The following is a 17,196-nucleotide window of genomic DNA, read 5'->3' on the forward strand; positions in this document are numbered from 1 at the left end:
GCGGGGGGGCCGGATAGGCTGCCGTCCTGATGAGCGCCACGATGATCGTCAAGGACCTGGCAGCCGGGCACGGCGACCGCCCGCTTTTCGCCGGATTGGACCTGGTGGTCGCCCCCGGTGACGTGATCGGCCTGGTCGGGCCGAACGGGGCCGGCAAGTCGACGCTGCTGCGTACCCTCGCCGGGTTGCTGCCGGTCGAGGCCGGCAGCGTGCGACTCAGCCCGCCCTCCGCGAGTGTCGGGCACCTGCCGCAGGAGCCGGAGCGGCGGCCGGGCGAGACGGTACGGGACTTCCTGGCCCGGCGGACCGGGGTGACCGCGGCGCAGGCGGCGTTGGATGCGGCGACCGAGGCGTTGACCGCTGGGGCGGCGGGCGCCGACGACGCGTACGCCGACGCGTTGGAGCGCTGGCTCGCCCTCGGCGGCGCGGACCTGGACGAGCGCGCCGAGCAGGTGAGCGCCGACCTGGGGCTCGCGGTGGACCTGGACCACCCGACGACCGGGTTGTCCGGCGGTCAGGCGGCCCGGGCGGGGCTGGCGTCGCTGCTGCTCAGCCGCTACGACGTGTTCCTGCTCGACGAGCCGACCAACGACCTGGACCTGGCCGGGTTGGAGCGCCTGGAGGAGTTCGTCACCGGGCTGCGCGCCGGCACGGTGCTGGTCAGCCATGACCGCGAGTTCCTCACCCGCACGGTGACCCGGATTCTGGAGCTGGACCTGCCCCAGCAGCAGGTGCACCACTACGGCGGCGGTTACGCGGCCTACCTGGAGGAGCGCGAGGTGGCGCGCCGGCACGCCCGCGCCGACTTCGAGGAGTACGCCGACACCAAGGCCGGGCTGGAGGCACGGGCCCGCACCCAGCGTGGGTGGATGGAGAAGGGCGTGCGGAACGCCCGCCGCAAGGCCACCGACAACGACAAGATCGGCCGCAAGTTCCGCAGTGAGTCGAGCGAGAAGCAGGCCGCCAAGGCCAAGCAGACCGAGCGGCTGATCGAACGGCTCGACGTGGTCGAGGAGCCGCGCAAGGAGTGGGAGCTGCGGATGGAGATCGCCGCCGCCCCCCGCGCCGGCGCCGTCGTGGCCACGCTGCGAGGTGCGGTGGTACGCCGGGGCGGGTTCACCCTCGGCCCCGTCGACCTCCAGATCGACTGGGCGGACCGGGTGGCGGTGACCGGGGCGAACGGCTCGGGCAAGTCCACCCTGCTGGCCGCGCTGCTGGGGCGGCTGCCGCTGGACGCGGGCACCGCCACACTCGGGCCCGGCGTCGTGATCGGCGAGGTGGACCAGGCCCGAGGGTTGTTCCTCGGCGACGCGCCGCTGATCGACGCGTTCCACGCGGCCGTACCCCACATGTCGCCGGCGGACGCGCGGACCCTGCTGGCCAAGTTCGGGCTGCGTTCGGCGCACGTGCCGCGACCGGCGGCCACCCTCTCCCCCGGTGAGCGGACCCGGGCGGCGCTGGCCCTGCTCCAGGGTCGCGGGGTCAACCTGCTGGTGCTCGACGAGCCCACCAACCACCTGGACCTGCCCGCCATCGAGCAGCTTGAGTCGGCGCTGGCCAGCTACCCCGGAACGCTGCTGCTGGTCACCCACGACCGGCGGATGCTGGCCGCCATCGAGACGAACCGGCGGCTCCGCGTCGACGGCGGGCGGATCGCCGAGGATTGATCCGTGCCGGCGGGCCAGCGCGGGGTGAGAATGACGCCATGCTCAAGTGGGAGTACGCCCTGCTGGTCCGCCGCCGCCAGGCCGCGACCAACGACCTCGGCTGGGAGGTCGTCTTCGTCTGGTACGGCCCGGACGGCTCGATGGTCGACGTGACGCCGTACGGCGACACCGCCCTGGCCCACCTGAACCGGGCCGGTGACCAGGGCTGGGAGTTGGTCGCGATGAGCGAGGACCCGTCCCTGCCCGGCAACAACGAGCTGCACCGCTATCACCTCAAGCGGCCGAAGCCCGCCGAGCCGCCACCCCGCCAACGGATGCGCGGCGGCCGCCGTACCCTCTCGGGCTGACCCGACCGGCCCGCCCGCGTGGCCGCCCGCCGCGTGGCCGCCCAGCGTGGCCATCTTCGCGCACAAGGCGCCTGGCCTTCCGCGGCCCCGCCTCATCGCGTGTGCGCCGACTCGGGCCGGTGTTACTGGTGAGAGCGATATACCTCTGAGTCATATTTATGACCCAGAGGTATGTCGCTTAACGCCGCGATGCCCGCCGGGCTGCCGAGCGGGGCATACCGGGCGCGATTGCGGGTATCGCGCGGCGGGAGGTGGCCCGAATGGTCGCTTTGGCACAGACTCCGCCCTCGGCCGACCGGCTGCGGGCGATCGACGATTCCCTCGCCCAGGCATGGGTGGACCAGGTTCGACACGACGACCGGCTGCGGGGCCTGGCGGTGGAGGTGCGGTTCGACCGGGGGGTGGCCCATCTCAGCGGGGACGTCGCCGAGCCGAGCCAGTTACGGCTGGTACGGGACCTGGTGGGCCGACTGGCGGGCGTCTACGGCATCTGGTGCCGGGTCGGCATCGGGGGGCGGGCGCCGGTGGTCGTGGACCTCGGTTGCGGGCCGACCAAGCAGTGGTCGAGCAACCTGGGGCTGGACATCTACCCGGCGCCGGGGGTGAACGCGGTCGCGGACCTGTCCGGCTCGCTGCCACTCGCGGACAACTCGGTGGACGTCCTGTTCGCGGTGCACATCCTGGAGCACCTGATCGACTTCCTGCCGCTGGTGGACGAGTGTCACCGGGTGCTGCGGCCGGGTGGCGTGCTGCACGTGATGAGTCCCTGGTGGGGGCACGTGAACGCGGTGGCCGACCCGACCCACGTCCGGCTGATGGACGTGCAGACGTTCAAGGGGATCTGCCAGGGCCGCCCACCAGGCACCCCACGGTGGTATCCCCTGCACGCCGGCTGCGACGGCGCCTCGATCTTCGCCGACCTGACTCCGCTCCCACCGGACGCCGACACCGCCCCGAAGTCACACCTGGCCCGCTTCTTCGACTGACCAGGCCGGTGGCGGCTTACAGCGCCCGGGTGGATTCGCGGAGTTCCAGGCGGTAGGGAGCGGAAAGCGCCTTTGCCGGGGCGGTGCGGTCGCCGTCCAGGCGGTTGGCCAGGAGTTCGACCGCCAGTTGGGCGATCTTCTCCTTGTCCGGGGCGACGGTGCTCAGGGTGGGGATGGAGAACCGGCCGTCCTCGATGTCGTCGAAGCCGACCACCGCCACGTCCTCGGGCACCCGCAGCCCGGCCTCGTGCAGGGCGCGTAGGGCGCCCAGGGCGAGCGTGTCGTTGAAGCAGAAGACGGCGTCGGGGCGTACGCCGGAGGTGAGCAGGCCCTGCATGGCGGCGGCGCCGTCGGCGCGGTGCCAGGCCGACGCGGGCGCCACCAGGGCTTCGTCGTAGTCGAGCCCGGCGGCGCGCAGCGCGTCGGCGTAGCCGGCCAGGCGCAGCCGGGCGCTGGCACCCTCGTCGGTGCGCTGGGAGCCGATGGCCGCGATCCGGCGGTGGCCGAGCTGGATCAGGTGAGCGGTGATCTCCCGGGCCGCGGTCACGTTGTCGATCACCACTCGGTCGGCGGGGCCGTGTTCGACCCGCTCGCCGAGCAGCACCATGGGCGTGCCGTCCAGGCCGGCCAGGTCCTCGGCGGTGAGCGCCAACGGGCTGAAGATGAGCCCGTCGATCAGGTGGTCGGTGATGCCGGAGGCGACCACCCGTTCCTGCTCGCGCCGACCCCCGGTCTGGTCGATCAGCACCGTCCAGCCGTAGGCGGCGGCGGCGTCGACCACGTAGCGGGCCAGCTCGGCGAAGTACGGGATGTCCAGTTCCGGCACAGCCAACGCGATCACGCCGGTGCGGCCCTTGCGCAGGTGGCGGGCCGAGAGGTTGGGCCGGTAGTTGAGCTCGGCGATCGCCTCCTCGACCCGGGCACGGGTGTCCGGCCGGACGTGCACGTAACCGTTCACGACGTTGGAGACGGTCTTCACCGACACCCCGGCCCTTTCGGCCACGTCCTTGAGCCTGTGTCGCACTCCGCAACCTCCCCGATGTAACACTCCGCACCCTACCGTCTGGGCAACCCTTTACAACGTTGCCTACAACGTTGTAGAAACGATGGACACCGGGTGAACGGTGACCGCGCTCACCCGGGCATCGGCACGAGGAAAGGTGGCACCCCCTTGCGGACCGCGCAGCTGACGATCGACCCGGCCTTCTCCATCGGCCCGGCCGACCGACGCCTCTTCGGCTCATTCGTCGAGCACATGGGGCGGTGCGTCTACGGCGGCATCTACGAGCCCGGCCACCCCAGCGCCGACTCCCGGGGCCTGCGCCGCGACGTGTTGGACCTGACCCGTGAGCTGGGCGTCTCGGTGGTCCGCTACCCGGGCGGCAACTTCGTCTCCGGCTACCGCTGGGAGGACGGGGTCGGCCCGGTCGGCAACCGGCCCCGCCGACTCGACCTGGCCTGGAAGACGATCGAGACCAACGCGTTCGGGCTGGACGAGTTCATGACCTGGGCCGCCGAGGCCGGCGTCGAACCGATGATGGCGGTCAACCTCGGCACGCGCGGGGTCCAGGAGGCACTGGACCTGCTGGAGTACGCCAACCACCCGGGCGGCACGGAGCTCTCCGACCTGCGGCGCAAGCACGGCGCCGAGGACCCGTACGGGGTGCGGCTGTGGTGCCTGGGCAACGAGATGGACGGCCCGTGGCAGGTCGGCCACAAGACCGCCGACGAGTACGGCCGCGTCGCCGCCGAGGCCGCCCGCGCGATGAAGATGATCGACCCGTCGATCAGCCTGATCGCCTGCGGCAGTTCCAACCGGCGGATGCCCACCTTCGCCTCCTGGGAGGCGACGGTGCTGGAGCACACCTACGAGCACGTCGACTACATCTCGGCGCACACCTACTACGACCCGTCCGACGGCGACCAGGCCAGCATCCTGGCCTCGGCCGTCGACATGGACAACTTCATCACCGAGGTCGTCGCGACCGCCGACCACGTGGCCGCCAAGCAGCGGCACAAGCGCAAGCTGAAGATCTCCTTCGACGAGTGGAACGTCTGGTACGAGTCCCGCCTCCAGGCCGACCTGGACCGGCGCGGCTGGGTCGAGGCCCCGGCGCTGATCGAGGACGACTTCACAGCGGTCGACGCGGTGGTCGTCGGCGATCTGCTGATCACCCTGCTGCGCCACGCGGACCGGGTCGGGGTGGCCGCGCAGGCCCAGCTCGCCAACGTGATCGCGCCGATCCGCACCCGCAACGGCGGCCCGGCCTGGCGGCAGAGCATCTTCCACCCGTTCGCGCTGACCGCCCGGCACGCCCGGGGCACCGTGCTGCGCACCGACCCGGTGTCGCCGCGCTACGACACGAAGAAGTACGGGGACGTGCCGGTGCTCGACACCGTCGCCGTGCACGACGAGGAGACCGGCGAGCTGACCGTGTTCGCGGTCAACCGGGACAATACGGACCTTGCATTGGACATCGATTTGCGCGGTCTGCCAGGACTATCCGGTTATTCGTTCCAGAGCATCGCTGCCGGGTCTGATCCGTCGGCGACGAACACCGAGGCCGACCCCGACCGGGTGACGCCTCGGGACCTGCCCACCCCCACCCCCGACGGCGGCCGGTGCACAGTGCGCCTGCCCGCCGTGTCCTGGAGCGTGCTCCGCTTCGGCCCGGCCAACGCGTAGGTGTCACACCGGTTCTGAGCAGGCACAATTCATCCGTCCCCCTCAAGGAGAGATAAAGCATGATCCAGAACGACATGAGCCGGCGTCGCCTGCTCGGCCTCGGTCTCGGACTCGGCGCCGCGGCCTCGCTGACCCTCGCGGGCTGCGGTGGAGGCGATGACAGCGCCTCCGGTCCGGCTGCGGGCAACGGGGGCAAGGAGTACACCGGCCCCAAGGTGGACCTGAAGCTGTGGAACGGCTTCACCGGCGGTGACGGCGAGATCTTCAAGACGCTGGTGAACCAGTTCAACACCGAGCACAAGAACATCGCCGTGTCGGTGGCCACGTACCAGTGGGAGGACTACTACAACAAGCTCCCCGGCGCGGCCTCCAGCGGCAACGGCCCGGACATCGCGGTCATGCACATGGACCAGCTCGCCACCTTCGCCGCGCGCGGCGTGATCACCGAGCTGGACGACGTCGCCAAGAACCTGGAGCTCGCCGAGGGCGACTTCGCCCCCACCGTGTGGAAGGGCGGGCTCTACAACAACAAGCGGTACGGCATCCCGCTGGACATGCACCCGCTGGGCTTCTACTACAACAAGTCCGTCATGCAGAAGGCCGGCCTGGACCCGAACAAGCCGCCGACGACGAAGGACGACTACGTCGCCGCGCTGACCGAGCTGAAGAAGGCCGGCATCCAGGGCTTCTGGGTCAGCCCGTTCCAGTTCACCGGCGGCATGACCTTCTACTCGCTGCTCAACCAGTGGGGCGCCACCCTCTTCGACGCGGACGTGGCCAAGGCCACCTTCAACTCGGACCCGGCTGTCGAGGCGTGCACCTGGCTGGTCGACATGATCAAGCAGGGCTTCTCGCCGGCCAACGTCGGTCAGGACGCCGACTACCTGTCGTTCAAGAGCGGCAAGAACGCCTTCACCTGGAACGGCATCTGGCAGATCAACGATCTGAAGAAGAGCCCCGAGGTGCAGTGGGGCGTCGCCCCGCTCCCCCAGATCGGCAGCAAGCCGGCGGCCTGGGCCAACTCGCACAACTTCACCATCGTGAAGCAGCGGGCCAACGACGCCAACAAGGTCTCCGGTGCCAAGGTCTTCATCAACTGGCTCAGCGAGCACTCGCTGGACTGGGCGAAGGGCGGCCAGATCCCGGCCCGTAAGGCCGTCCGCGAGGGCGCCGAGTTCAAGGCGCTGACGGAGATCTCGTCGCTCGCCCCCGAGCTGGAGTACGCGGCGTTCCCGCCGGCCGCCCCGGGTCTCGGCGAAGTCATGACCACCTTCTACAACTCCTTCAACGAGGCCGCGCTGGGCAAGAAGTCGCCCAAGCAGGCGCTCGACGACGGTGTGGCGAAGGCCAACAAGCAGCTCGAGGACAACCGCAAGAAGTACGGGAGCTGATACCCCGTGGCGGACGTGATCGAGGTCGGGGCGGCGCGCGGTGACGCGCCGCCCCCGGCGGCCGAGGCAGCCCGCCGGGCCGCCTCGGCGGGTCGGACCAGACGGGCGACGCCATATCTGTTCCTCGCCCCCTACCTGGTCCTGTTCGGGGTGTTCGGCCTGCTGCCGATCATCCTCGGCCTCTGGCTGAGCGTGCACCAGTGGGACTTCCAGCTGCCCAACCGGCCGTTCGTCGGGTTGGACAACTACAAGCAGCTCTTCTCCAGCGACTCCGCCGTCTACGGCGACTGGTGGCAGAGCATCCGGGCCACCGCGATCTTCACGGTGCTGTCGGTGCCGCTGCTGGTGGTCGTACCGCTGGGGTTGGCACTGCTGCTCAACCGGTCCTTCCCGGGCCGGACGTTCTTCCGGGCGATCTACTTCGCTCCGTACGTGCTGGGCGTCGCGGTGATCGGCCTGCTCTGGCGGTTCCTGCTCGACGCCAACCTGGGCCTGGTCAACCGGCTCCTCGGCGTGGTCGGGCTGCCGTCGGACACCCCCTGGGTGACGAACATGCCGTGGGCGTGGATCTCGCTGGTCGGGGTGACCGTCTGGTGGACCTCCGGCTTCAACGCGGTGATCTACCTGGCCGGCCTCCAGGACATCTCGCCGGAGCTGTACGAGGCGGCCCGGATGGACGGCGCGAACGCGTGGCAGCGGTTCCGCAACGTCACGCTGCCCGGGCTGCGGCCGGTGCTGCTCTTCGTGATCACGACGACCGTGCTCGCCTCGGCGAACATGTTCGGTCAGTCGTTCCTGATCACCCAGGGGACGCCCGGCACGGAGACCCGCACGGTGGTGTGGTTCATCGTCGAAGAGGGCCTGCGCAACAACAACGCCGGTCGTGCCGCCGCGATGAGCATCGTGTTCGCCCTGCTGCTGGCGGTCGTGAGCATCGCCAACTTCCGCCTCTTCCGCTACAAGGAAGACTGAGGGGACCGCCATGACGACGCCCACGCCGACCACCGACGGCTCCGCACCGGGGCTGCGCCGGGTCGGGCTCTACGCCACCCTGGTCGCCCTGGCCCTGATCTTCCTGGTCCCGCTGGTGTGGATGGTCATCACCTCGCTGAAGACCTACACGGCCGCCCAGCAGATCCCACCGAGCTGGCTGCCGAACCCGCTCGCCGGCTACGGCTACGAGCAGATCCTCAACAACTCGGCGAACCCGGTGCTGCGCTGGTTCCTCAACAGCATGGTGGCCGCCACGCTGCACTCGGCGTTGGTGCTGGTGACCGCCTCGATGGCCGCGTACTCCCTGGCCCGGCTGAAGTTCCGGGGGCGCGGGGTGACCTTCGCGCTGATCGTCGGGACGCTGTTCATCCCGCCGACCTCGCTGATCATCCCGAACTTCCTGATCGTCGACCAGCTCAACTGGATCGACACCCTCGCCGTGGTCGTGGTGCCCGGTGCGGCCAGCGCGTTCGGGGTGTTCTTCCTGCGGCAGTTCTTCCTCTCCCTGCCCAACGAGCTGGAGGAGGCCGCCACGCTGGACGGCGCCAACCAGTGGCAGATCTTCTACAAGGTGGTGCTGCCGCTGTCCAGGCCGGCGCTGGCCACCCTGGCCGTGTTGTCGTTCCTCACCAACTGGAACGACTTCCTCTGGCCGATCTTCGTGCTGTTCAGCCCGGAGAACCTCACCCTGCCGCCGGGCCTGGGCCTGCTCCAGGGCTCGTACGTCACCGACTACCCGGTGATCATGGCGGGTGCGGTGCTGGCCAGCCTGCCGGTGCTGATCCTCTTCGTGCTGGCCCAGCGGCACATCATCCAGGGTGTCTCCCGCAGCGGTCTGAAGGGATGACGCGTACGACCGCCCGGCGACGTGGCGCGGCGGCGAGCGTTCTCGCCGCCGCGTTGCTCGTTGCGGGCTGCTCCGACGGCACCGAACCCACCCCCACCACGAGCAGCGGGAGCGACTCCAGCGTGTTCACCAACCCGGTCGTGAAGACCGACGCCCCGGACCCGCAGGCGATCCAGGTGGGCGACACCTGGTACCTGTTCCACACCAACTCCGGCGGCCGCAACGTCCCGGTGCTCACCTCGACCGATCTGGTCGACTGGACCGAGGCCGGGGATGCCCTGCCGACGCTCCCGGACTGGGCGGACGCCGGCAAGACCTGGGCGCCCGAGGCGATCCAGCTCGCACCGGACAGGTTCCTGCTCTACTACACGGTCGCCGGCCGGGAGTCCGGCCGGCAGTGCGTCGGGCGGGCGGTGGCCAGCGCGCCGCAGGGGCCGTACTCCGATGACGCTGCCGGCCCGCTGATCTGCCAGGCCGACCTGGGCGGGGCGATCGACGCCAGCCCGTACCGGGACACCGACGGCAGCCTGTGGCTGCTGTGGAAGAACGACGGCAACGCGATCGGGGTGGACACCTGGCTCTGGTCGCAGCGCCTCGCCGACGACGGCCTGACCCTCGTCGGTGAGCCGACGAAGCTGCTGAAGCAGACCGAGCCGTGGGAGGGCACCCTGATCGAGGGGCCGTTCTTCCACCGTCAGGACGGTCGGCTGCTGCTCTTCTTCGCCGCCAACGCGTACGACAGGGCGGAGTACGCCGAGGGCTACGCGGTCTGCGAGGGTCCGACGGGCCCGTGCGTGAAGGCCACCGAGAACCCGATCCTGAAGAGCAACGGGGCCGCCTCGGGCCCCGGCCACGCGTCGATGGTGGTCAGGGACGGGCGGACCTGGCTGCTGTACCACGCCTGGCCGCCGGGCCAGGAGGGCAGCACCGACCCGGGCCGGCAGGTGTGGCTCGACGAGGTGACCTGGGTCGACGGCAAGCCGGTCGTCAAGGGTCCGACGGCCACGCCGCAGCCCCGCCCCTGAGCTGGCCGTGCGGAAGGGCCCGGAAGCTGGGGCCCTTCCGCACGTGTCGGTCAGGCGGTCGGCTCGCGGGGGGTCGGGGCAACCGCCGGCTCGTGCTGGGCCAGCCGGTTGCGGCGGTACCCGTAGCCGAAGTAGATGATCGCGCCGAGCAGCATCCAGGCCAGGAACCGCAGCCAGGTCTCCACCGACAGGTTGAGCATCAGATAGAAGCAGGCCAGCGCGGAGACCACCGGCAGCACCGGGGAGAACGGCACCCGGAACGGACGCTCGAGGTCGGGGCGCTTGCGACGCAGGATCGGCACGGCGATCGACACGAGCACGAACGCGCAGAGCGCGCCGATGCTGACCAGGTCGGCGAGGGCGGACAACGGCAGGAAGCCGGCCAGCAGCGCGACCGCCACCGTCATGATCGCGGAGATCCGGTACGGGGTGCCCCAGCGCGGGTGCACCTTGGCGATCGAGGGCGGGATCAGCCCGTCCCGGGCGATGGCGAACCCGATCCGGCCCATCGCCACCAGGTCGACCAGGATGACGCTGGTCAGGCCGGCGACCGCGGCGATGGAGACCAGCACGGCCGCCCAGCCCGCGCCGACCGACTCGAACGCCGACGCGATCGGGGCACCCCGGTCGATCTCGGTGTAGGGCACCATCCCGACCACCACCAGCGAGACGCCGATGTAGAGCACGGTGGAGATCAGCAGCGTGCCGAGCAGACCCAGGGTGAGGTCCCGCTTGGGCTTCTTCGTTTCCTCACCCAGGTTGGCCACGGCCTCGAAGCCGGTGTACGCGAAGAAGACCACCGCGGCGGCGCTGAGCACCCCCACGAAGCCGAAGACCGACGGCTCCAGCCCGAAGAGCGCCTGCGTGACCGGCTGCTTGATGCCGTCGTCGCCGCTCCCGGCGGGCTCGGCCGGTGGGATGAACGGGGTGAGGTTGGCGGCCTTGACGAAGAACAGGCCGGCGACCACCACGAACACGCAGATGGCCACCTTGACCAGCACCAGCAGGTTGGTGATCCGGGCGGACTCCCGGATGCCGACGATCGCGACGATGCCGAGGATCAGCACGATGGCGATGGCGCCGACGTTGACCGTGCTGCCCTCCTCGCCGAACCAGCGGGTCGGCAGGTCGAGCAGTTCGGCCAGGTAGCCGGACCAGCCGCGGGCCACCACGGCGGCGCCGAGGGCGAACTCCAGGAGCAGGTCCCAGCCGATGATCCAGGCGACGATCTCGCCCATCGTGGCGTACGCGTAGGTGTAGGCGCTGCCGGCGGTCGGCACGCTGGAGGCCAGCTCGGCGTAGCAGAGCGCGGCGAGCAGGGCGACCACGCCGGCGATGGCGAAGGAGATCACCACGCCCGGGCCGGCGCTGTCGCGGGCCTCGATTCCGGTGAGGGTGAAGATGCCGGTGCCGATCACGATGCCGATGCCGAAGCCGGTGAGGTCGATCGCACCGAGCCGCCTCTTCAGCCCCAGCTGGCCGTCGCTGCCGTCCGCCTCACCTTGAGCTATCACGTCCTTGATCGGTTTTGTGCGCAGCACGGACATGCGCTCACCCCTCCCACCACCGTGCGACCACCCCCGTGGCGGCCGGTGACCGGCGTTGCTACCCAGCGGCGGGAATGGTCAACCACGAGCCCTTGCGGTAACGGCCCGACTGTGAAAATTTCCTACCAGCGGTAGATAGCCGTCGGCGAATCTTGCCGAGGGTGCCGCGCTCATCACACGGGAGCCCCAACGGAGGGACACACCGCATGAAGCCAACTCGCCTCGCAGCCGCCGGGCTGATCACCACCCTGCTCGGCAGCCTCGTCGCCGCCGCCCCCGCGAACGCGGCGCCCGACACGGCCAGCGCCACCAGCACCTCCAGCACCAACTGCACCACCGACCCCGCCACTCCGAAGCGGCAGTTCCGGGCCATGTGGATCTCGTCGGTGGTCAACATCGACTGGCCCAGCAAGGCGTCCCAGACCAGCCCGGACCGGGTCGCCGCCCAGCAGGCCGAGTATCGGGAACTGCTCGACCTCGCCGAGCGGCTGAACCACAACGCCGTCGTGGTGCAGGTCCGGCCGACCGCCGACGCGCTCTGGCCGTCGCCGTACGAGCCCTGGTCGGAGTACCTGACCGGCACCCGTGGGCAGGACCCGGGCTGGGACCCGCTGGCCTTCCTGGTCGACGAGTCACACAAGCGCAACCTGGAATTCCACGCGTGGTTCAACCCGTACCGCGTCTCCATGCCGGCCCCCGGCGGCGCCGGCGCGGACCTCAACCTGCTCGCCCCCGACCACCCGGCCCGGCAGCACCCCGACTGGACCTTCGCCTACCCGCCGGCCGGCGTGGCCGGCAGCCGGCTCTACTACAACCCCGGCATTCCCGAGGTACGCGAGTTCGTGCAGACCGCGATGATGGACGCGGTCAGCCGGTACGACGTCGACGGCGTGCACTTCGACGACTACTTCTACCCCTACCCCAGTGGCAGTTACCAGGTGCCCGACGACGCCACCTTCGCCGCACACAACCGGGGTTTCACCGACCGGGCGGACTGGCGGCGGGACAACATCAACCTGCTGATCCAGGAGATGAACGGCAAGATCAAGGCGGCGAAGCCGCGGGTGAAGTTCGGCGTCAGCCCGTTCGGCATCTGGCGCAACCAGACCGCCGACCCGCTCGGCTCGGACACCACCGGCAGCCAGTCGTACGACATCATCTCCGCCGACACCCGCAAGTGGGTCAAGCAGGAGTGGATCGACTACGTGGTGCCGCAGCTCTACTGGTACATCGGCCAGTACCCGGCCGCCGACTACGCGCGGCTCGTCCCGTGGTGGGCCGAGACGGTGCGCGGGACCCGCGTGCAGCTCTACATCGGCCAAGCCGACTACAAGAGCGGCGACCCCGCGTACGGGCCGTTCTGGCAGAACCCGCGTGAGCTGTCCGACCACCTGACGCTCAACCGGTCGTACCCGGAGGTGCAGGGCAACGTGCACTTCTCCGCCGTCCAGGTGCGGGCCAACCGCCTCGGGGCCACCGACATCTACGCGGCCGAGCACTATTCCCGGCCCGCGCTGGTGCCGGCCATGACGCACCTGCCGGCCAAGCCACTGCTCTTCCCGGTGGTCACCAGGGCGGCCCGACAGGCCGACGGAGTACGGCTGACCTGGCGTCAACCGGCGGACGGCGTCGGGCCACTCGGCACCGCCACCTCGTACGCGATCTACCGTTTCGACGGCACCACCCTGCCCGGTCGGTGTGGCACGGCGGACGCCGCGCACCTGGTCGACACCGTCCGGGCCACGCCCGGCGGAGCACAGTCCTGGGTGGATACCTCGGCCGTGCCCGGTAAGCGCTACACCTACCAGGTGACCGCGCTCGACCGGTCGGCCAACGAGAGCCCGGCCAGCCCGCCGGCATTCGTCCTGCGCTGACCCGTTCTCCCGACGAACGCCCCGGGCGCCTCGTGCGCCCGGGGCATTCGTCTGTTTGAACGCATGTCACCAATAGTTGGCGAGGCACATACCGAGCAGTTGATCACTTGATCGAAACTGATCGACATCCGGTGACCCGCCGGTAACTTCCGTCCCACCCGCCCACCCCCGCGGAGGTAACCCGTGCCCCGACGTCTCGCCACCCTGTTCGCCTCGGGCGCGCTCGCGCTGCTCGCCACCCTCGCCATCGCCTCCCCCGCCGCCGCCGTCACCCCCGCGCAGAAGCTGTCCGTGCTGTCCAGTTGGACGCAGACCAGCGCGTCCAGCTACAACGCCTGGAACAGCGCCCGCGTCAACCGGGCCCCCTGGGCCGAGTACAACTTCAACTGGTCCACCGACTACTGCTCGTCCAGCCCGGACAACCCGCTCGGGTTCACCTTCAACCTGGGCTGCTACCGGCACGACTTCGGCTACCGCAACTACAAGGCGGTCGGCCAGTTCCCCGCCAACAAGTCCCGACTGGACAGCGCCTTCTACGAGGACCTGAAGCGCGTCTGCACCACGTACAACGCGGTCGTCCGACCGGCCTGCTACAGCCTGGCCTGGACCTACTACCAGGCGGTCAGCGTCTTCGGTTCCGTGGCGGCCGTACAGCAGGCCGACATCGACCGCGCCGCCCAAATGAAGGCCCAAGCCGAAGCCGAAGCCCGCGCCTAACCCCACCCCACCCCACCCACCCCAACCCCCTTCACCCGTTGATCATGAAGTTATTGCCCGTCCGCCCGGCGTGTCGCAGCAATAACTTCATGGTCAACGAGGGCGGGTGGGGGTGGGCCGGGGTGGGTTGGGGTGTGTGGGTTAGGCGCGTTCGGTTCGGGTTGCCGGGTGGCGGTCCGGGTCGGCGGGACGGCGGGGGGTTGGCTGGGACAGGCCGGTGCTGAAGCGGGTCGAGTCGGCCGCCAGGTCCGGGTGTTCCACGTCGAGGGCCAGCGCCGCCGCCTCGTCCAGCCCCAACTCGGCACCCTCGCCGTATGCGTCGTCGAAGGCCGCGTCACCCAGCACCGTACGCAGCTGTGCCTGCTGCTCCGCCCAGTAGCCGCCGTAGATGCCCGGGGTCGCCCGCATGCTCGCCCGGGTGGCCTGCGCCGCCCCGAACAGGCGAGCCGCGGTCAACCGGTCCCCGCCGATGGCGCAGCGCACCGCGACCGCGTTCAACGTGTCGCACGCCCGGCCGTGGTAGCCGTGCCCCATCCGGGACCGCAGCGCCACCAGCAGGTGCTCGTGTGCGGCGACGACGTCGCCCCGGGCCAGCGCGACCATCCCGAGCAGCATGTCCACCGAACGCCGGCCCCGCTCCACCGGCCGGGCCGCCTCCACCGGGCGGACCGCCCCGAGCAGGTCGGCCGCCTCCTCCAGGGCGCCCCGCCGCCAGAGCAGCTCGGCCAGGCTGAACACCGCGAACAACGCCTCGCCGACCACGTCCTGCCCGTGCGCCCAGTCGATGACCTCCCGGCACACCCGCTCGGCCTCGACGAACTGCCCCATGTCCACCAGTGGCGCGGCCCTGCCGGCGAGCACCCGGGCCAGCAACCCGGCGTCACCGGCCTGACGGGCGGCTGCCTCCGCGCGCTGGGAGTAGCGCAGCTCCTCCGCGAACTCGCCGTCGGCACCGGCGTGCAGCGAGTGCATGTGGTACGCCGCCGCCAGCTCCGCCTCCGGGATCCGCTCGCCCGTTTCGGCGATCCGCCCGTACAACCGGAACAACCACAGCCGCCCCTCCCGGGCCAGGCCCCGCTCCAGCCACCACTGGTCCAGGCCACCAGCCAGACCGAGACCGGCACGGGCACTGCCACCGGTGGCGCACCACCGCAGCGCGGCGCGCAACTCCCCGGCCAGCGGGTCCAGGGCGTACAACGACAGCGTGACGGGCCGGCCGTCCTGGCCCAGGTGTGCCTGGCCCAGCGCATGCGCCGACCAGGCCACGTGCCGGTTCCGGGCGGCCTGCTCCTCACCCGCCTCGGCCAACCGCCGTGCCGCGTACGCCCGGATGGGATCGAGCATCCGGTAGGTGCTGCCCGCCGCACGCGGCTCGGCCAGGACCATCGATTTGTCCACCAGCACCGACAGCGGGTCCAGCGGGTCGTCGCCCAGCAGCCACTCCACCGTCCCCAGGTCCACCGGCCCGGCGAAGACCGCCAGCCAGCGCAGCAGGCGGGCGGCCCGGGGCCCCAGCGTCCGGTACGACCACGTGACGGTGGCCTGCATGGTCAGGTGCCGCTCGGTGGCCGAGCGATGCACCGCCCTGGTCGCCGGGCTGGGCGGTGTCGCGCCGGCCGCCGCCGCGACCAGGTCCACGGTGTCCTGCTGGTTGCCGGACCAGCCCCGCTCCACCGGCGGCGGCTCCGGGTCGTCCCGGCCGGCGTCCAGGGTGCCGAGCACGTCGTCCAGTCGCTCGGCGAGCTGGCCGACGGAGAGCACCCGCAGTCGGGCGGCGGCCAACTCGATGGCGAGCGGCAACCCGTCGAGCCGCTGCACCACACGGCGCAGATCGGCCGACTCGGCCGGGTCCGGCTGCCGGCCGCCGCGCGCCGCCGCCGTCCGGTCCAGCAGGAGCGCCACCGCGTCGCTTTCCACGCCGTCCGGCCGTGGGTCGACCGAGAGCGGCGGGATCCGCCACACCACCTCGCCCGGCAGGCTGAACGACTCCCGACTGGTGGCCAGCACCCGTACGCCGCTCCCACCGGACAGCAGCCGCGCGATCACCTCCGCGCAGGCGGCCGGTTGGGTGTCGCAGGTGTCCAGTACGACCAGCATGCGGCGGTTGGCCGCGTACTCGACAAGGGTGTCCAGCATCGGCCGGCCCGGCTCGGGTCGCAGGCCGAGCACCGCGGCGATCGCGAACGCCACCAGCCCCGGGTCGGTCACCGCGGCGATGTCGACGAACCAGACCCCGTCCGGGTACGCCTCGACGACGCCGCTGGCCAGCTCCACAGCGAGGCGGGTCTTGCCCGCGCCGCCCGCTCCCAGCACGGTGACCAGGCGGTGTTGTCGCACCAACAGGCCCAGCTCGACGCGCTCGGTCTGCCGACCGACGAACGAGGTCACCTGGGTCGGCAGGTTGTGCGGCACCGTGTCGGCGGTGCGGGGCCGGGGGAACTGCCGCTCCAGGCCCGGTGCGATGAGTTGGAACAGCCGCTCCCGGTCGTCGAAGCCGCGCAACCGGTGCAGGCCCAGGTCGAGCAGGGTCGCACCGGGCGGCAACGGCTCGGCCCGACGTGCGGTGGACGCCGAGCAGAGGACCTGCCCGCCGTGGGCGGCGGCGGCCACCCGGGCGGCCCGGTGCACCTCAGGGCTGGCGTACTCGCCGTCGCGCGGCTCGGCGTAGCCGGTGTGCAGGCCCATCCGCACCCGGGGTGCGGCTTCCGCGGTGGGCCAGTCGTGGTTGGACAATGCCCGTTGGGCGGTCAGGCAGGCGGTCAGCGCCGCCGCCGCGTCCTCGAAGGCCAGGAAGAACGAGTCGCCCTCGGTCAGCAGCTCCGCGCCACCCGTGCTGGCCAGCGTCCGGCGCAGCAACCGCCGGTGCTCAGCGAGCACCGGCCGGTAGTCCGGACCGAGCAGTTGGGCCAGCCGGGTCGAGCCCTCGATGTCGGTGAACACGAAGGTCACCCAACCGCTCGGGAGCTGGATCCGTGGCGACATGCGTGGAACCTCCGCCCGTGACGTCGGATTCATGCTGCCTGAATCCGAGCGATCACGCATCGTGAGAACGGCCGGGCAGGTGCCGCCTCAAGGTGCCACTCGGACCCGCTCCCGGCAAGGACTGCCCACCAGGC

13 protein-coding genes are annotated in these 17,196 nt (G+C 70.9%); 10 read left to right on the forward strand and 3 right to left on the reverse strand.

Annotation, left to right across the window (positions count from 1 at the left end):
* Nucleotides 1–29 precede the first annotated feature (29 nt).
* From HNR22_RS16370 to HNR22_RS16380, 3 genes are all read left to right on the forward strand, one after another.
* Complete coding sequence (locus HNR22_RS16370) at nucleotides 30–1,667, forward strand: ABC-F family ATP-binding cassette domain-containing protein (protein ID WP_179781090.1); 1,638 nt, start codon at nucleotides 30–32, stop codon at nucleotides 1,665–1,667.
* Between the two features lie 38 nt (nucleotides 1,668–1,705).
* Nucleotides 1,706–2,014 carry a hypothetical protein gene (locus HNR22_RS16375; protein WP_088950315.1) on the forward strand — a complete coding sequence of 103 codons (309 nt, stop codon included), beginning with the start codon at nucleotides 1,706–1,708 and terminating at the stop codon, nucleotides 2,012–2,014.
* A gap of 260 nt (nucleotides 2,015–2,274) precedes the next feature.
* The gene (locus tag HNR22_RS16380) at nucleotides 2,275–3,000 is read left to right on the forward strand and encodes a methyltransferase domain-containing protein (RefSeq protein ID WP_179781091.1); all 726 of its coding nucleotides are present in this window, start codon (nucleotides 2,275–2,277) and stop codon (nucleotides 2,998–3,000) included.
* A 16-nt stretch (nucleotides 3,001–3,016) separates the two neighbouring features.
* On the opposite strand, the gene HNR22_RS16385 is transcribed toward HNR22_RS16380, so the two are convergent.
* A complete protein-coding gene (locus HNR22_RS16385; protein WP_179781092.1) occupies nucleotides 3,017–4,024 on the reverse strand; it encodes a substrate-binding domain-containing protein in 1,008 nt (335 codons plus the stop codon).
* A gap of 147 nt (nucleotides 4,025–4,171) precedes the next feature.
* Here HNR22_RS16385 and arfA point away from each other — a divergent pair, with 147 nt between their 5' ends.
* From arfA to HNR22_RS16410, 5 genes are read left to right on the forward strand one after another with little or no spacing between them, the layout of a single operon-like run.
* A complete protein-coding gene (gene arfA / locus HNR22_RS16390; protein ID WP_179781093.1) occupies nucleotides 4,172–5,686 on the forward strand; it encodes an arabinosylfuranosidase ArfA in 1,515 nt (504 codons plus the stop codon).
* 59 nt (nucleotides 5,687–5,745) lie between these two features.
* Nucleotides 5,746–7,077 (forward strand): ABC transporter substrate-binding protein, encoded by a 1,332-nt coding sequence (locus tag HNR22_RS16395; RefSeq protein WP_179781094.1) that lies wholly within the window; start codon nucleotides 5,746–5,748, stop codon nucleotides 7,075–7,077.
* A 6-nt stretch (nucleotides 7,078–7,083) separates the two neighbouring features.
* Entirely contained in the window at nucleotides 7,084–8,049 is a 966-nt protein-coding gene (locus tag HNR22_RS31860; RefSeq protein WP_179781095.1) for an ABC transporter permease subunit, read from the forward strand.
* A gap of 10 nt (nucleotides 8,050–8,059) precedes the next feature.
* Nucleotides 8,060–8,917 carry a carbohydrate ABC transporter permease gene (locus tag HNR22_RS16405; RefSeq protein WP_172862114.1) on the forward strand — a complete coding sequence of 286 codons (858 nt, stop codon included), beginning with the start codon at nucleotides 8,060–8,062 and terminating at the stop codon, nucleotides 8,915–8,917.
* Nucleotides 8,914–9,942: a glycoside hydrolase family 43 protein gene (locus HNR22_RS16410; RefSeq protein ID WP_179781096.1), complete on the forward strand. Its 1,029-nt coding sequence runs from the start codon at nucleotides 8,914–8,916 to the stop codon at nucleotides 9,940–9,942. Before HNR22_RS16405 ends, HNR22_RS16410 begins: the two co-directional genes overlap by 4 nt.
* Nucleotides 9,943–9,992: 50 nt before the next feature.
* Here HNR22_RS16410 and HNR22_RS16415 read toward each other — a convergent pair whose 3' ends face one another.
* On the reverse strand, nucleotides 9,993–11,489 hold the full coding sequence (locus tag HNR22_RS16415; RefSeq protein ID WP_179781097.1) for an amino acid permease: 1,497 nt from the start codon (nucleotides 11,487–11,489) through the stop codon (nucleotides 9,993–9,995).
* Nucleotides 11,490–11,695: 206 nt separating this feature from the next.
* On the opposite strand from HNR22_RS16415, the gene HNR22_RS16420 reads away from it, so the two are divergent.
* Nucleotides 11,696–13,363: a glycoside hydrolase family 10-like protein gene (locus HNR22_RS16420; protein WP_179781098.1), complete on the forward strand. Its 1,668-nt coding sequence runs from the start codon at nucleotides 11,696–11,698 to the stop codon at nucleotides 13,361–13,363.
* Nucleotides 13,364–13,546: 183 nt separating this feature from the next.
* Complete coding sequence (locus HNR22_RS16425) at nucleotides 13,547–14,080, forward strand: phospholipase A2 (protein WP_179781099.1); 534 nt, start codon at nucleotides 13,547–13,549, stop codon at nucleotides 14,078–14,080.
* A gap of 141 nt (nucleotides 14,081–14,221) precedes the next feature.
* On the opposite strand, the gene HNR22_RS16430 is transcribed toward HNR22_RS16425, so the two are convergent.
* Nucleotides 14,222–17,062, reverse strand: coding sequence for an ATP-binding protein (locus tag HNR22_RS16430; RefSeq protein ID WP_179781100.1), 2,841 nt, complete (start codon nucleotides 17,060–17,062; stop codon nucleotides 14,222–14,224).
* Between the last annotated feature and the right edge of the window lie 134 nt (nucleotides 17,063–17,196).

It is taken from the genome of Micromonospora jinlongensis (assembly GCF_013410645.1).
Classification (GTDB): domain Bacteria; phylum Actinomycetota; class Actinomycetes; order Mycobacteriales; family Micromonosporaceae; genus Micromonospora; species Micromonospora zamorensis.

What these genes read in the sequence shown, in the direction of transcription:
- HNR22_RS16405 (WP_172862114.1), top strand. Translation starts at nt 8,060, where the DNA reads ATGACGACGCCCACGCCGACCACCGACGGCTCCGCACCGGGGCTGCGC.
- HNR22_RS16420 (WP_179781098.1), top strand. Translation starts at nt 11,696, where the DNA reads ATGAAGCCAACTCGCCTCGCAGCCGCCGGGCTGATCACCACCCTGCTC.
- HNR22_RS16380 (WP_179781091.1), top strand. Translation starts at nt 2,275, where the DNA reads ATGGTCGCTTTGGCACAGACTCCGCCCTCGGCCGACCGGCTGCGGGCG.
- HNR22_RS16415 (WP_179781097.1), bottom strand. Translation starts at nt 11,489, where the DNA reads ATGTCCGTGCTGCGCACAAAACCGATCAAGGACGTGATAGCTCAAGGT.
- HNR22_RS16410 (WP_179781096.1), top strand. Translation starts at nt 8,914, where the DNA reads ATGACGCGTACGACCGCCCGGCGACGTGGCGCGGCGGCGAGCGTTCTC.
- HNR22_RS16375 (WP_088950315.1), top strand. Translation starts at nt 1,706, where the DNA reads ATGCTCAAGTGGGAGTACGCCCTGCTGGTCCGCCGCCGCCAGGCCGCG.
- HNR22_RS16430 (WP_179781100.1), bottom strand. Translation starts at nt 17,062, where the DNA reads ATGTCGCCACGGATCCAGCTCCCGAGCGGTTGGGTGACCTTCGTGTTC.
- HNR22_RS16395 (WP_179781094.1), top strand. Translation starts at nt 5,746, where the DNA reads ATGATCCAGAACGACATGAGCCGGCGTCGCCTGCTCGGCCTCGGTCTC.
- HNR22_RS16370 (WP_179781090.1), top strand. Translation starts at nt 30, where the DNA reads ATGAGCGCCACGATGATCGTCAAGGACCTGGCAGCCGGGCACGGCGAC.